We start from the raw sequence: 13,729 nt of genomic DNA on the forward strand, positions 1-13,729 counted from the left end.
TCGCCAAAGCAGCTGCTGATGCCCTGACGTGCATGAATCATCGAAGCGGCGACGGCGTCGGCAGGAACACGAGCATCGCGACCGGGTATGTTCGCGCCATGCACACCATCGCCGTCCTCGCCCTGGACCGGGTGATCCCCTTCGATCTGTCCACCCCGATCGAGGCCTTCTCCCGTACCCGACTCCCGGACGGACGCCTCGCCTACCAGGTCCGCGTCTGCGCCGAGCACCCGGAGGTCGATGCCGGCACCTTCACCATGCGCGTGCGCTGGGGACTGGAAGCACTCGAAGCCGCGGACACGATCATCGTTCCCGGCACCGCCGACCCCGCGGCCCCCCTCGCTCCCGCCGTCCGCGACGCGCTGCGCGCGGCCGCCGCGAACGGCACGCGCATCGCCTCCATCTGCTCGGGCACCTTCCCCCTGGCCGCCACCGGACTCCTCGACGGCCTGCGCGCCACCACCCACTGGGCGGCGGCCGATCTCCTCGCCGTCACCCACCCGGACATCGAGGTGGACCCGGACGTCCTGTACGTCGACAACGGACAGATCCTCACCTCCGCCGGCGCCGCCGCGGGCCTGGACCTGTGCCTGCACATGATCCGCCGCGACTACGGCTCGGCCGTCGCCGCCGACGCCGCCCGGCTGTCGGTCATGCCCCTGGAACGCGAGGGCGGACAGGCGCAGTTCATCGTCCATCGGCACGCGCCCGCCCCCCAGGGATCGGTACTCGAACCGGTGCTGGCCTGGTTGCAGGACAACCTGGGCTCCGAGCTCACCCTCGCCGACATCGCGGCCCACGCCGGCACGAGTACCCGGACCCTGATCCGGCGCTTCAGCGAACAGACCGGCACCACCCCGCTCCAGTGGCTCCACCGCGCACGCGTCCGCCAGGCCCAGCACCTCCTGGAGACCACCCAGCACTCCGTCGAACGCATCGGCGCCCAGGTCGGATTCGGCTCGCCCACCGCCTTCCGCGACCGCTTCAAGAAGACCACCGGCGTCAGCCCGTACGCCTACCGCCGAGCCTTCAGCTGAAGCGGCCGCGTCAGCCGTCAGCCGTGGGTGAAGTGCGGCGGGCGCTTGGCCATGAAGGCGGTCATGCCCTCCTTCTGGTCCGTGGTGGCGAACACCGCGTGGAAGAGGCGGCGTTCGAAGCGGACGCCCTCCGCGAGGGTGGTCTCGAAGGCGCGGTTGACGGCCTCCTTGGCCATCATCGCGATCGGCTTGGACATGGCGGCGACGGTCGTGGCCACGGCCAGGGCTTCGTCGAGCAGGTCGGTGGCCGGGACGACGCGGGAGACCAGTCCGGCGCGTTCGGCCTCCTCGGCGTCCATGGTGCGCCCGGTGAGGCACAGTTCCATCGCCTTGGCCTTGCCGACGGCGTGGGTGAGCCGTTGCGAGCCGCCGATGCCGGGGATGACCCCGAGTTTGATCTCGGGCTGCCCGAACTTCGCGGTGTCCGCGGCGAGGAGGATGTCGCAGAGCATGGCCAGTTCGCAGCCGCCGCCGAGGGCGTAGCCGGAGACGGCCGCGAGGGTGGGAGTGCGTACCTGGCCGAGGCGGTCCCAAGCGGTGAACCAGTCGGTGAGGTACATGTCCATGTACCCCCGGGGCTGCATCTCCTTGATGTCGGCTCCCGCCGCGAAGGCCTTCGCGGAGCCGGTGATCACGATGCAGCCGACGCCCGGGTCCCTGTCCAGCTCCTCGGCGGCGGCCACGACCTCGTTCATCAGCTGGAGGTTGAGGGCGTTGAGGGCCTCGGGCCGGTTGAGGGTGAGAACGGCTACGCGGTCCTTGCGGTCGAGCAGGATGGTCTCGTAGGTCATGCGGGGGATCCGTTCTGCGGTCGGAGGGTGCGGACGATCGCGGAGAAGTCCAGGCCGGCGCCATCACCCGCGGCGAAGGCCTCGTACATCTCGGCGGCCTTCAGGCCCAGCGGCGCGTCCACACCGCCGGCCCGCAGGGCGTTCGCGGCGAGGCGGAGGTCCTTGGCCATCAGCGGTGCGGCGAATCCGGGCCGGTAGTCGCGGGTGGCGGGGCTCGTCGGGACCGGGCCGGGCACGGGGCAGTTGACGGTGAGGGCCCAGCACTGGCCGGAGGCGGTGGAGGCCACGTCGTAGAGGGCCTGGTGGTCCAGGCCGAGGCTCTCGGCGAGGACGAAGGCCTCGCTGACCCCGATCATCGAGACGGCGAGGATCATGTTGTTGCAGATCTTCGCGGCCTGTCCGGCGCCGGCCGCCCCGCAGTGCACCGCCTTCCTGCCCATGGCATCGAGCAGTGGCTCGGCCGCCGCGAACTCGGCCGCGCCACCGCCCGCCATGAAGGTGAGGGTGCCCGCTTCCGCGCCCACCACGCCACCGGACACCGGCGCGTCCAGCGCGCGGTGACCGGCAGCCGCTACGGTCTCGTGCGCGGTCCGGGCGTCGGCCACGTCGATGGTGGAGCAGTCGACGAAGAGGGTGCCGGGCCGGGCGGCGGCGAGCAGCCCCTCTTCGCGGTACAGGCCCAGGACGTGGCGGCCGGCCGGCAGCATGGTGATGACCACGTCGGCTCCCGCGACGGCCTCGGCCGCGGAGGCGGCGGCCTCGACTCCGGTTGATCCGGCGGCGGCCAGCAGGACGGGCACGAGGTCGAAGCCGAGGACGCGGTGCCCGGCCTTGACGAGGTTGGCGGCCATGGGGCCGCCCATGTGGCCGAGCCCGATGAATGCGACGGTGCTGCTCACCAGACGACCTCCTGGTCCGAAGCGGTCGCGACGAGCTGGAGCTCGTTCGCGTCGAGCGGCGCGAAGAACCGGTCCACGGTGGCGGCGGTGACGTCCTCCAGCGTGGCGGGGGACCAACGGGGTTTGCGGTCCTTGTCGATGACCTGGGCGCGGATGCCCTCGACGAGGTCGGGCGAGGCCAGGGCCGCGCACGAGACGCGGTACTCCTGCTCCAGCACCCGCTCCAGGGGTCCGAGCCGCCGGGCCCGGCGCAACGCGGCCAGGGTGACCTTGACCGCGGTGGGCGACTTCGCGAGCAGGACGTCCGCCGCGGACTTCGCCTCCGGTACGCCCGAAGCCCGCAGCCGCGCGACGATCCCCTCCGCGGTGCCGGCGGCGTAACAGGCGTCGATCCATTCGCGCGCGGAGGCCAGACCGCCCGGTGGGGGCTCTTCCACGTACCGCTCCAGGACGGTACGCAGTGGGGTGCTCGCCAGTTCCCGCACCAGGGCCGGGAGCGCCGCCGAGGGGACGAAGTGGTCGGCGAGCCCGCACAGGAGTGTGTCGGCCGCGCCGACGGGCGCACCGGTGAGGGCCAGATGGGTTCCCAGTTCGCCGGGGGCGAGGGAGAGCAGATGGGTACCGCCGACGTCGGGGACGAAGCCGATGCCGGTCTCGGGCATGGCCACCTTCGACCGCTCCGTGACGATGCGGACGCTGCCGTGCGCGGAGACGCCGACTCCGCCGCCCATGACGATGCCGTCCATGAGGGCCACGTACGGCTTGGGATAGCGGGCGATCAACGCGTTGAGCCGGTACTCGTCCCGCCAGAAGTCGGCCGATGCGGTGCCGCCGGTACGGGCGTCCTCGTGGATCGCGCGGATGTCCCCACCCGCGCACAGCCCACGATCGCCGGCGCCCCCGATGACGACCACTTCGACCCCGGGATCGAGGGCCCAGGCCGTGAGCGCCTCCTCGATACGGAGCACCATGGGGTGGCTGAGGGCGTTGAGGGCCTTCGGACGGTTGAGGGTGATGTACCCGGCGCGGCCCTCGGCGCGCAGGAGGACGTGGTCCCGGTCCGCGGGGGATTCGTTGGTCATCGCAGGTTCTCCGTGAGTCCGCGCGCGACGATGACGCGCATGACCTCGTTGGTGCCTTCCAGGATCTGGTGGACCCGAAGGTCGCGGACGATCTTCTCGATGCCGTACTCGCTGAGGTAGCCGTAGCCCCCGTGGAGCTGGAGAGCCCGGTCGGCGACCGTGTAGCCGGTGTCGGTGGCGAACCGCTTGGCCATCGCGCACAGCCGCGGGGCCAGTGGGTCGCCCGTGTCCAGGGCGTCGGCGGCCTGCCGGACCAGCGCGCGGGCCGCGGCGAGCTCGGTGGCCATGTCCGCCAGGCGGAACTGGAGCGCCTGCGCGTCGAGGAGGCGGCCACCGAAGGCTTCGCGAGTGGCGAGGTGGGCGAGGCTGCGGTCCAAAGCGCTCTGGGCCCCGCCGAGCGAGCAGGCGGCGATGCCGAGCCGGCCGCCGTTCAGGCCGTTCATCGCGATGCGGAAACCATCGCCCACGGAGCCGAGGAGCCGGTCGGCGGGGACCCGGACGCCGTCGAGCACGACCTGCCGGGTGGGCTGCGCGTTCCAGCCCATCTTCTGTTCGTTCGGGCCGAACGACAGCCCCAGGTCCTCGCGTTCGACGACGAAGGCGGAGATTCCGGCCGGGCCCGGTTCGCCCGTCCTCGCCATGACCACGTAGAGCCCGGCGGCTCCGGCTCCGGAGATGAACTGCTTGACGCCGGTCAGCACGTAGTGGTCGCCGTCCCGCTCGGCGCGGGTGCGCAGGGCGGCGGCGTCCGAGCCCGCGCCCGGTTCGGTGAGGCAGTAGCTGCCCAGGGTCGAGGCGGAACAGAGCGCGGGCAGCCAGCGGGCGCGCTGCGCGTCGTCGCCGTAGCGGTCGATCATCCAGGCGACCATGTTGTGGATCGAGAGGTACCCGGCGATCGACGGGCAGCCCGTTGCGAGGGTCTCGAAGACGAGGACCCCGTCGCCGCGGCTGAGACCCGAACCCCCGTACTCCTCGCGGACGTACACGCCGCCGAGCCCGAGGCCGGCGGCCCGGCGGATCACGTCGAGTGGGAAGTGTTTGGTCAGGTCCCAGGTGACGGCGTGGGGGGCCAACTGCTCCTGCGCGAAGTCGAGGGTGACCTCCGCCAGGGCGAGCCGTTCTTCGGTCGTGGTGCTCATCGCGCTCATCCCGTCGTCGGGATGGTGAAGCTCGCACCCTCCCTGGCCCCGGAGGGCCAGCGCGAGGTGACGGTCTTCGTACGGGTGTAGAACCGGATCGAGTCGGCTCCGTGCTGGTTGAGGTCGCCGAAACCGGACCGCTTCCAGCCGCCGAAGGTGTGGTAGGCCACCGGGATCGGGATCGGTACGTTGACACCGACCATGCCGACGCCCACCCGGCGGGTGAAGTCGCGGGCGGTGTCCCCGTCCCGGGTGAAGATCGCGACGCCGTTGCCGTACGGGTGCTCCGTGGGCAGGCGCAGCGCCTCCTCGTAGTCGGCTGCCCGTACGACGCTCAACACCGGGCCGAAGATCTCCTCGCGGTAGATCCGCATGCCGGGGGTGACCCGGTCGAAGAGGCTGGCACCGGTGAAGTAGCCGTTCTCGTGGCCGGGAAGGGTGAACCCGCGCCCGTCGACGACGAGTTCGGCGCCCTCGGTGGCGCCGATGCCGACGTAGCGCTCGACCCGGTCGAGCGCGTCACGGCTGACCAGGGGCCCGAAGTCGGCCTCGGGATCGTCGGAGCGGCCCACGCGCAAGGTGGCGAGGCGCTCCTTCAACTTCGCGACCAGCGCGTCCGCGGTCTCCTCGCCGACGGGGACGGCGACGGAGACGGCCATGCAGCGTTCCCCGGCCGATCCGTACCCGGCGCCCACGAGCGCGTCGACGGCCTGGTCCAGATCGGCGTCGGGCATCACGATCATGTGGTTCTTGGCGCCGCCGAAGCACTGGGCGCGCTTGCCGTGCGCGGCGGCGGTGGCGTAGACGTACGCGGCGATCGGGGTGGACCCGACGAACCCGAGTGCCTGGACCCGGGGGTCTTCGAGGAGGGTGTCGACGGCTTCCTTGCCGCCGTTGACCACATTGAGAAGTCATCTCATTTGGTCAGTCTGCGGTAGCAGATGAGGGTGCAGGCGATGCTGGTGAAGGCGAGGAAGTGTTCGGCCTTGCGTTCGTAGCGGCGGTGCAGGCGTCGGCAGCCGGCGAGCCAGGACATGGTCCTTTCGACCACCCATCTGTGGCGGCCGAGCCGTTGTGAGGACTCGATGCCTCTGCGGGCGATGCGGTGTCTGATGCCGCGTCCGCGTAACCATCGTCGCAGGTGGGCGTAGTCGTAGCCCTTGTCCGCGTGGAGCTTGCCGGGCTTGCGTCGTCGGCGTCCGCGGCGGGATCGGATGGGCGGTATGCCGCGGACAAGGGGCTCGAGAGCCTGGCTGTCGTGCAGGTTCGCGCCCGAGATCGCGACGGACAGGGGCAGACCGGTCCGCTCGGTGATCAAGTGGATCTTCGAGCCGAACTTGCCCCGATCCACAGGATTCGGACCTGTCAGATCCCCCTTTTCAGGGCCCTCATGTTCACCGAGTCGATCGCGCAGCGGGACCAGTCGAGTTCACCGCGGACGCCGAGTTCGTCGAGGACCAGCCGGTGGAGCTTGGCCCACACCCGGGCCTCGCTCCACTCGGAGAATCGTCGGTGGGCTGTCGCCCCCGAGGGGCCGAACGATGCCTTGGGAAGCTGCTGCCAGGTACAACCCGACGTCGCGACGAACACGATCGCGGCCAGTACTTCACGGTCACCATGCCGGCGCCGCCCACCGCCCTGAGGCCGCGACGGCGCGTCCGGCACCACCCGCTGGAACAGCTCCCACAGCTCGTCCGGCACCAGCCGTTCAACGATCCCCACCATGGCCGACAGTCTACCCGCGAAGCCCAAATGAGATGACTTCTGAGCACGCCCGGCGGCAGGCCCGCCTCCAGGAACAGCTCGGCCAGCCGCAGCGGTACGGACGGATCGCGCTCGGAGGGCTTCAGGACGAAGGAGTTCCCGCAGGCCAGGGCGGGGGCGGCCTGCCAAAGGGGGATCATCGCGGGGAAGTTGAAGGGGGTGATCCCGGCGACGACGCCCAGCGGCGTGCGCAGGGAGTGCACGTCGATCCCGGTGCTCACGTTGTCGCTGAATTCGCCCTTGATGAGGTGCGGAATCCCGGCGGCGAACTCGACCACCTCCAGCCCGCGTTGCAGGTCGCCGTGGGCGTCGGCGACGGTCTTGCCGTGCTCGGCGGACAGCAGCCGAGCGATCGAGTCCCTTTCCCCTTCGACCAGTTGCAGGAAGCGCAGCAGTACGCGTGAACGGCGCTGCGGGTTCCACTGGCCCCACTCGGCCTGCGCCTCCTGCGCGTTCTCGATGGCGGCCTCGGTGTCGACGCGCCCGGCGAGCGGCACGCGCGCCTGTACCGAGCCGGTGTTGGGGTCGTACACGTCGGCGAAGAGGCCGGAGGTGCCGGTGGTGTGCTTGCCGCCGATGAAATGGGTGAGCTCGCGGACCATGGGTGCCTGCTCTCGTCAGGTTGGATCCGGGGATGGCACGACGCAGCCGCGGACGGGCCGGATGGGGCACGCCGCGGGGAAGGTCGTGAGAACTACGAGCGCGCGGAAAGGTGGTGCGCGCGCTCCGCCGGATCACCAGGGTCGTGGGTACAAACCGGTGCCATGCGTGTCTGCTCCATCCTCGTGGACAACACGGAACGTTCCGCGGCCGGTATCCTGACTCCCGGATCCCCGCGTGCCGCCCGCCTTCCCGACAGACCTCGTCAGTGGCGTGTGGATGGCAGCACACTCCCCGGTCACAGTGGCGGGACCGTGCCGGTTTCTCACCGGCTTCCCTGCACCGCGGACCTTTGCCCACGAACATATAGTTGGACGTCCTAGTAAGTCCACCCCCGGCGTCGGCGCGCCCGTAGTTGGCTCAATCGCATGGTCCGCGCGCACGTCGGCCGGCGCGAGCGCGACGGCCGAGCGGAGATCAAGCAGGTCGAGGTGCTAGGAGTTGCTCCACCCGGTCGTGCTCGAATACGAGTCGATCAGGTCGACCACGAAGACGAGGGTCGAGCCCGCCGGGATCAGCCGCGAGGGCGACTGGTTGCCGTAGCCGAGCCGCGGGGGAACGATGATCTCGCGCCGGCCGCCGACCTTCATCCCCCTCACCCCCCGGTCCCACCCCTTGATGACCTTGCCGCTGCCCAGGGCGAACTTGAACGGCTCGCCGCGGTCCCAGGAGGCGTCGAACTCCTTCCCGGAGGCGAAGGTCACCCCGACGTAGTGGACCCTGACCACCATCCCCGGCTTCACCTCGGGCCCGTCCCCGACGACCAGGTCCCGGACGGTCAGCTCGGCAGGAGCATCACCCTCCGGAACATCGACCTCGGGCTTCGTCAGTTCACTCATGGCCGCCTCGCCTCATCACTTTCCGCCGGAAGCCCGCGCACGGACCATCCGGACACATGGACGCTCCATGCAGCAGATGGCCACGCTACCGAGGATGCCGGCGGAATCCGTGAACCGGAGCGACCCGCAGGGCTCTATGCGCTACCGGGAACGTGCAGCTCGCCCGTGCGTGCCACGGCCGCGTACCAGTGGGCGCTCGACTTGGGCGTGCGCTCCAGGGTGTCGTAGTCGACGTGGATCGCACCGAACCGTTTGGCGTAGCCGTAGGACCACTCGAAGTTGTCGAGGAGGGACCACAGGAAGTAGCCGCGTACGTCCGCGCCGTCGGAGATCGCCCGGTGTACGGCATCGAGGTGCGCGTGGACGTACGCGGCGCGCTCCGGGTCGTGGACCGTGCCGTCCGGGCCGACCTCGTCCTCGTACGCGGCTCCGTTCTCGCTGATGACCAGCGGCAGGCCCGGATAGCGGGCGGCGGTGCGGGTCAGCAGGTCGTACAGGGCGCCCGCGTCCACCGGCCAGCCCATCGCGGTGCGCTCGCCCGGCGCACGGTGGAAGGCGACCTGGTCCGCTCCCGGCCAGGGCGAGTACGCGCTGTTCCCGTGACCGTCGTCCTGCGGCCGCTCCGCGCCCTTCACCGCGTACGAGACGACCGTCGGGGTGTAGTAGTTGACGGCGAGCAGGTCCAGGGGCTGGTGGATCGTGGCGGCGTCGCCGTCCCGGACGAAGGCCCAGTCGGTCAGGTGGGCGGTGTCCGCCAGCAGGTCCTGGGGGTAGGCACCCTCCAGCATGGGGCCGAGCCAGATCTGGTTGCCCACGGCGTCGATGCGCCGGGCCGCGTCCCGGTCCTCGGGCGACGGGGTCAGGGGGCGGACCTCGTGGAGGTTGAGGGAGACTGCGAGCCGGGCGTCGCCGGGCAGTGCGGACCGCAGGGCCTTCACGGCGAGGCCGTGGCCGAGGTTGAGGTGGTGGGCCGCGCGCAGGGCGGCGACCGGGTCGGTGCGGCCCGGCGCGTGGACGCCGGATCCGTAGCCGAGGAACGCGCTGCACCAGGGCTCGTTGAGGGTGATCCAGTGCTTCACCCGGTCGCCGAGGGCGTCGGCCACGATACCCGCGTACTCGGCGAACCGCTCGGCGATGGCGCGCTCGGGCCAGCCGCCCGCGTCCTCCAACTCCTGTGGCAGGTCCCAGTGGTAGAGGGTGAGAGCGGGTTCGATTCCGGCGGCCAGCAGTTCGTCGACGAGCCGGCGGTAGAAGTCCAGGCCCTTCTGGACGGCCGGCCCCCGGCCGGTCGGCTGGACCCGGGACCAGGAGACGGAGAACCGGTAGGCGCCCAGGCCCAGTTCTGACATCAGGCGGACGTCCTCGGGGAACCGGTGGTAGTGGTCGACGGCCACGTCCCCGGTGTGGCCCTCGAACACCTTGCCCGGGGTGTGGGAGAAGGTGTCCCAGATGGACGGGGTCCGGCCGTCCTCGCGGGCGGCGCCCTCGATCTGGTACGCGGCGGTGGCCGTGCCCCACAGGAAGCCGGGCGGGAAGGTGCGGACGGTGGTGAGTGGCCGGGTCTCGGACGCGGTCATAGGAGAGCGCTCCCAACGCGAGCTTGGATGATGCGGTGCGGACAGGGGGGAAGGGGGAGAGAGGGGGAGGAGGCGGTTCTTGGTCGGCCGGTCAGTTCTTGACGGCGCCGGCAGTGATGCCACCCACGATGTGCTTGCCGAGTACGGCGAAGACCAGGAGCAACGGCAGCGTGGAGATGAGCGCCCCGGTCAGTACGACGGCCTGGTCGACCGTGTGGTTGCCCGCGCCGAGGCCGGCCAGGGCGACCTGGAGCGTGGGGTTCCCGTCGGGGGTCAGGGCGATGAAGGGCCAGAAGAAGTCGTTCCAGGCCTGCACGAAGACGAGCATTCCGAGCACCGCCATTGCGGGCCGCGCCACGGGGAACACCACGTGCCAGACAATGCGCAGGCTGTGGGCGCCGTCCATCCGGGCCGCCTCCACCAGCTCCACCGGGAGGGCCTCGATGAGGTACTGGCGCATGAAGAACACGCCGAAGGCCGCCACCAGCGAGGGCAGTACGACGGACTGGAGCTGATCGACCCAGCCGAGGTCGGTGATGATCTGGTAGAGCGGGATCACGCTGAGCTGCGGCGGAATGGTCATGGTGGCCACCACGAGGGTGAGCAGCGCGCCGCGGCCCTTGAAGGGCAGTTTGGCGAAGGCGAAGCCGGCCAGGGTGGAGAACAGGACGGTGGACAGGGCCACGAGCCCGGCCACGACGGTCGTGTTGACCAGGGCCTCACCCATGTCGACCTGGTTCCAGGCGAAGGAGAGGTTGTCGAAGAGGCGGGGGCCGGGCAGCAGCGGAGCCGGCGCCTTGACCACACGCTCGCCGGAGTGGGAAGCGGCTACGAGGTTCCAGTACAGGGGAAAGAGGGAGACGAGGGCCGCCAGCCCGAGCAGTACGTAGGTCAGCGGTCCGGCGTGGTGCTGGCGTCCCGCCGACTGGCGGAACCGGCCGGCGCGCGGCGCCTTGGCGGTGGAGGTCGTGGTCGTTGTTGTTGTTGCTTTTGTCGTGTCGAGTGCGTGGGCCATGAGCTCAGCTCCCCGCCTTCTTGCGAATGTGGCCGGCGGGGCCGCCGGTGGTGCGGCGGCCGCGCCTGAGGTCGCGGTTGCGGTTGCGGTTCGAGCGGGTGATCAGGGCCTGGATGCCGCCGATGAGCAGGAGGATGAGCAGCATGACCCAGGCGATGGCGGAGGCCTGGCCCAGCGCGCCGGTCACCCACCCCTTCTCGTACATGAGCAGGCTCAGGGTCTGGAACTGGTTCCCGCTGCCGCCGCTGATCCCGACGCTGCCGCCGAAGAGCATCGGCTCGCCGAAGAGCTGGGTGGCGCCAATGGTCGAGACGATGACGGTGAAGAGGATCGTCGGCCGGATGGAGGGGATGGTGACGCTCAGGAACTGCCGCCACCGCGATGCCCCGTCCAGCGCCGCGGCCTCGTATAGGTCCTGCGGCACGGCCTGCATCGCCGCCAGATAGATGAGCGTGTTGTAGCCCGTCCAGCGCCAGGTCACGATCACCGAAATCGCGATCTGAGCAGGCCACTTGGACGATTCCCAGGCGACCGGGTCGAAACCGAACCAGCCCAGCGCCGTGTTGATCAGGCCGTAGTCGGTGTTGAAGAGCTGGGCGAAGACGAGGGTGGCGGCCGCGATCGAGGTGGCGTACGGGGCGAGGATCGCGACGCGGAAGAAGCCCCGGCCGCGGAGTTTGTAGTTGAGCAGGTGCGCCAGGCCGAGGGCCATCAGCAGCTGCGGAACGGTCGAGATCAGACCGATGGTGAAGGTGTTGGCGAGGGCGTTCCAGAAGAACTCGCTGGTCGCCAGGGAGGTGTAGTTCTCCATCCCCTTCCACTGGGCGCTGCCGCCGAGTTCGACCCGGTGGAGGGAGAGCCAGCCCGTGTAGATCAGGGGGAAGAGCCCGAAGGCGGCGAAGGTGAGGAAGAAGGGGGCGACGAAGGCGTAGGGGACCGCCTTCAGGTCCAGGCGGTAGAGCGTACTGCGCCAGGTGCTCCGGCCGGAGGGCCGCTGCTGGTGAGAACCGGGTCCGATGCCGAGGCCCGGGGATGGTGCTGCGGGCGGCGGGGAGCCGCCACCCGTCGCCCGTACGGAGGTGGCCACGGGGGCGTCCTTCCAGGTCGATGCGTCCAGTGGTGCGGTGGTACGGACCCGCGGCGGGCCGGGGTCGGCGGCGGCCCGTCGCGTGGCCCCGCTACTTGTCGATCTTGTCGTCGACCAGCTTCTTGACGTTCTCCCAGGCCTTCGCCGGGTCGGTGCCGCGCTGCTCGATGTCGAGGATCCCGTTGTCGGTCAGGAAGGTCTTCACCTGGCCGTCCCAGCGGCTGATCGGGGCGGGCGTGATGCCGGCCGCGGCCTCCGAGTAGATCTTGCCGATGGGGGTGTCGCCGAAGTAGGGCAGCTTGGCGTCCTGGACCGCCGAGGAGGTGAGCGTGTCCTTGGAGGAGGGGATGTTGCCGTTCACGCCGAAGACCTTGGCGTGCTGGGCCGGAGCGGTGAGCCAGGCGGCGAGCTCGGCCGCCTCCTTGGCGTGCTTGCCCGATTTCGGAACGGCGAGGAACGAGCCGCCCCAGTTCCCGGCCACGGGCGGCGAGGCGACGTCCCACTTCCCCTGGTTCTCCGGGCCCGCCTGCTCCTTGATGATGCCCGTCATCCAGCTCGGGCAGGCGACGGTGGCGAACTTCGAGTTCTTGAAGGCCGCGTTCCAGGTGCCCTTCTCGTCGAACTGGCGCAGCTTCGCGGTCAGGTCGCCCTTGGCCGCCGCCACGGCGGTGTCCCAGGCCTTCTTGACGCCGGGGCTGTTCTGGTAGTCCAGCTCGCCCTTCGCGTTGGCGTACTGGACCGGCTCGCTGGAGACCACGGCGTTGAACAGACCGCTCGCGGAGTCGTGGAAGGAGGTCCCCTCGGGGGCGCTCTTCTTGTACGTCTCGCCGGTCTGTATGAACTTCGCCCAGTCGCCCGCCCAGAGCTTGGCCACCTCGGTGCGGTCGGTCGGCAGTCCGGCCTTGGCGAAGAGGTCCTTGTTGTAGCAGATGGCCATCGGGCCGATGTCCGTGCCGAGGCCGATGACCTTGCCGTCACCCGTCGTGGCCTGCTTGACCTTCCAGTCCAGGAACGCGCCGAGGTCCGCGCCGCCCGTCTTGCCGAGATCCACCCATTTGCCGGCCATGGCGGGGCCGGTCGCCTCCGCGATGTAGCCGACCTCCAGGGCCTGGATGTCCGCGAGACCGCTGTCGCGGGAGAGGCGCAGCTTGAGGGTGTCCCAGTACTTCTGGCCGTCGGCGACGTTCGACTCTTCGATCTTGATGTTCGGGTGGGCCTTCTCGTACTCGGCGTAGAGCTTGGCCCCGGTGGTGTTGTCGTAGCCGAAGGAACCGAAGGTCCCGATCCGCAGCGTGATCTGCTCGCCGCTCTTCGCGCCCGCCTCCTTGCCGCTGTCGCCGCCGCAGCCGGTGAGCAAGGCCGCGCCGGTCGCGACGGCGACGGCCGTGGCGACAGCGGTGATGGCGGTACGGCGTCCGGGTCTGCTGCTGGAAGTGCGCATTCCACTCTCCTCGTCCAAGGTGGTGCTCGTTGTGCGCCATGGGGTCCGGCGGGCTGTTCGCGGCTCGGCGAGGGCCCGCTCGGACCTGGTGTGAAGGCCGTTGTCGCACCCCTGAATGGGAGCGCTCCCACGTCGCTGCCGGAAGGTTGCTGCCTGCCGGCAGCGGGTGTCAAGGGACGAGCGCGAATTCATTACACGGCGGCCTGCGATGTGTGCCCGCCCCCGTTCCTCGGGTGCGGCGTCGTCAGGCTGTGAACGTGGGCGTGGCATATCCAGGGAATCGAGGATAATGTGGGAGCGCTCCCATAGGGCGTGGAGGTAACGTGTGTCGCGCGGCGCGATGGGGCCCATCATCCTGCCCGACGTGCATGACCGGCACGACTTGCACGATGTGCATG

Annotated in this window: 11 protein-coding genes, 2 pseudogenes and 1 riboswitch; of the genes and pseudogenes, 1 reads left to right on the forward strand and 12 read right to left on the reverse strand. The window is 70.2% G+C overall.

The window, feature by feature from the left end; translation table 11 throughout:
• The first annotated feature begins 98 nt into the window (after positions 1–98).
• Positions 99–1,037: a GlxA family transcriptional regulator gene (locus AC3IYJ_RS37295; RefSeq protein WP_489398947.1), complete on the forward strand. Its 939-nt coding sequence runs from the start codon at positions 99–101 to the stop codon at positions 1,035–1,037.
• A gap of 17 nt (positions 1,038–1,054) precedes the next feature.
• Here the strand turns inward: AC3IYJ_RS37295 and AC3IYJ_RS37300 are convergent, their stop codons facing one another.
• From AC3IYJ_RS37300 to AC3IYJ_RS37355, 12 genes and pseudogenes are all read right to left on the reverse strand, one after another.
• Positions 1,055–1,828 carry an enoyl-CoA hydratase gene (locus AC3IYJ_RS37300; RefSeq protein WP_489398948.1) on the reverse strand — a complete coding sequence of 258 codons (774 nt, stop codon included), beginning with the start codon at positions 1,826–1,828 and terminating at the stop codon, positions 1,055–1,057.
• Complete coding sequence (gene mmsB / locus AC3IYJ_RS37305) at positions 1,825–2,727, reverse strand: 3-hydroxyisobutyrate dehydrogenase (RefSeq protein ID WP_489398949.1); 903 nt, start codon at positions 2,725–2,727, stop codon at positions 1,825–1,827. Before mmsB ends, AC3IYJ_RS37300 begins: the two co-directional genes overlap by 4 nt.
• Positions 2,724–3,809, reverse strand: a complete 1,086-nt coding sequence (locus AC3IYJ_RS37310) for an enoyl-CoA hydratase/isomerase family protein (protein ID WP_489398950.1) — start codon at positions 3,807–3,809, stop codon at positions 2,724–2,726. The genes mmsB and AC3IYJ_RS37310 overlap by 4 nt, the downstream gene beginning before the upstream one ends.
• Positions 3,806–4,957: an acyl-CoA dehydrogenase family protein gene (locus tag AC3IYJ_RS37315; RefSeq protein ID WP_489398951.1), complete on the reverse strand. Its 1,152-nt coding sequence runs from the start codon at positions 4,955–4,957 to the stop codon at positions 3,806–3,808. Before AC3IYJ_RS37315 ends, AC3IYJ_RS37310 begins: the two co-directional genes overlap by 4 nt.
• A pseudogene (locus tag AC3IYJ_RS37320) lies at positions 4,954–5,859 on the reverse strand (aldehyde dehydrogenase family protein); the annotation flags it as partial. The gene AC3IYJ_RS37315 and the pseudogene AC3IYJ_RS37320, both read right to left, overlap by 4 nt.
• A 5-nt stretch (positions 5,860–5,864) precedes the next feature.
• A protein-coding gene (locus AC3IYJ_RS37325; RefSeq protein ID WP_489398952.1) for an IS5 family transposase occupies positions 5,865–6,673 on the reverse strand; the annotation gives its coding sequence in 2 pieces (ribosomal slippage) (positions 5,865–6,325 and positions 6,325–6,673; 810 coding nt in all).
• 41 nt (positions 6,674–6,714) lie between these two features.
• Positions 6,715–7,314, reverse strand: a pseudogene (locus AC3IYJ_RS37330) (aldehyde dehydrogenase family protein); the annotation flags it as partial.
• A gap of 189 nt (positions 7,315–7,503) precedes the next feature.
• Positions 7,504–7,674: riboswitch (cobalamin riboswitch) on the reverse strand.
• A gap of 132 nt (positions 7,675–7,806) precedes the next feature.
• Complete coding sequence (locus AC3IYJ_RS37335; RefSeq protein WP_489398953.1) at positions 7,807–8,211, reverse strand: FKBP-type peptidyl-prolyl cis-trans isomerase; 405 nt, start codon at positions 8,209–8,211, stop codon at positions 7,807–7,809.
• 134 nt (positions 8,212–8,345) lie between these two features.
• Positions 8,346–9,788 (reverse strand): GH1 family beta-glucosidase, encoded by a 1,443-nt coding sequence (locus AC3IYJ_RS37340; RefSeq protein ID WP_489398954.1) that lies wholly within the window; start codon positions 9,786–9,788, stop codon positions 8,346–8,348.
• 91 nt (positions 9,789–9,879) lie between these two features.
• Positions 9,880–10,803 carry a carbohydrate ABC transporter permease gene (locus AC3IYJ_RS37345; protein WP_489398955.1) on the reverse strand — a complete coding sequence of 308 codons (924 nt, stop codon included), beginning with the start codon at positions 10,801–10,803 and terminating at the stop codon, positions 9,880–9,882.
• 4 nt (positions 10,804–10,807) lie between these two features.
• Positions 10,808–11,890, reverse strand: coding sequence for a carbohydrate ABC transporter permease (locus tag AC3IYJ_RS37350; protein WP_489398956.1), 1,083 nt, complete (start codon positions 11,888–11,890; stop codon positions 10,808–10,810).
• Between the two features lie 91 nt (positions 11,891–11,981).
• On the reverse strand, positions 11,982–13,331 hold the full coding sequence (locus tag AC3IYJ_RS37355) for an ABC transporter substrate-binding protein (RefSeq protein WP_489398957.1): 1,350 nt from the start codon (positions 13,329–13,331) through the stop codon (positions 11,982–11,984).
• Positions 13,332–13,729: the final 398 nt, after the last annotated feature.

Source organism: Streptomyces sp. GL_140 (assembly GCF_057834465.1).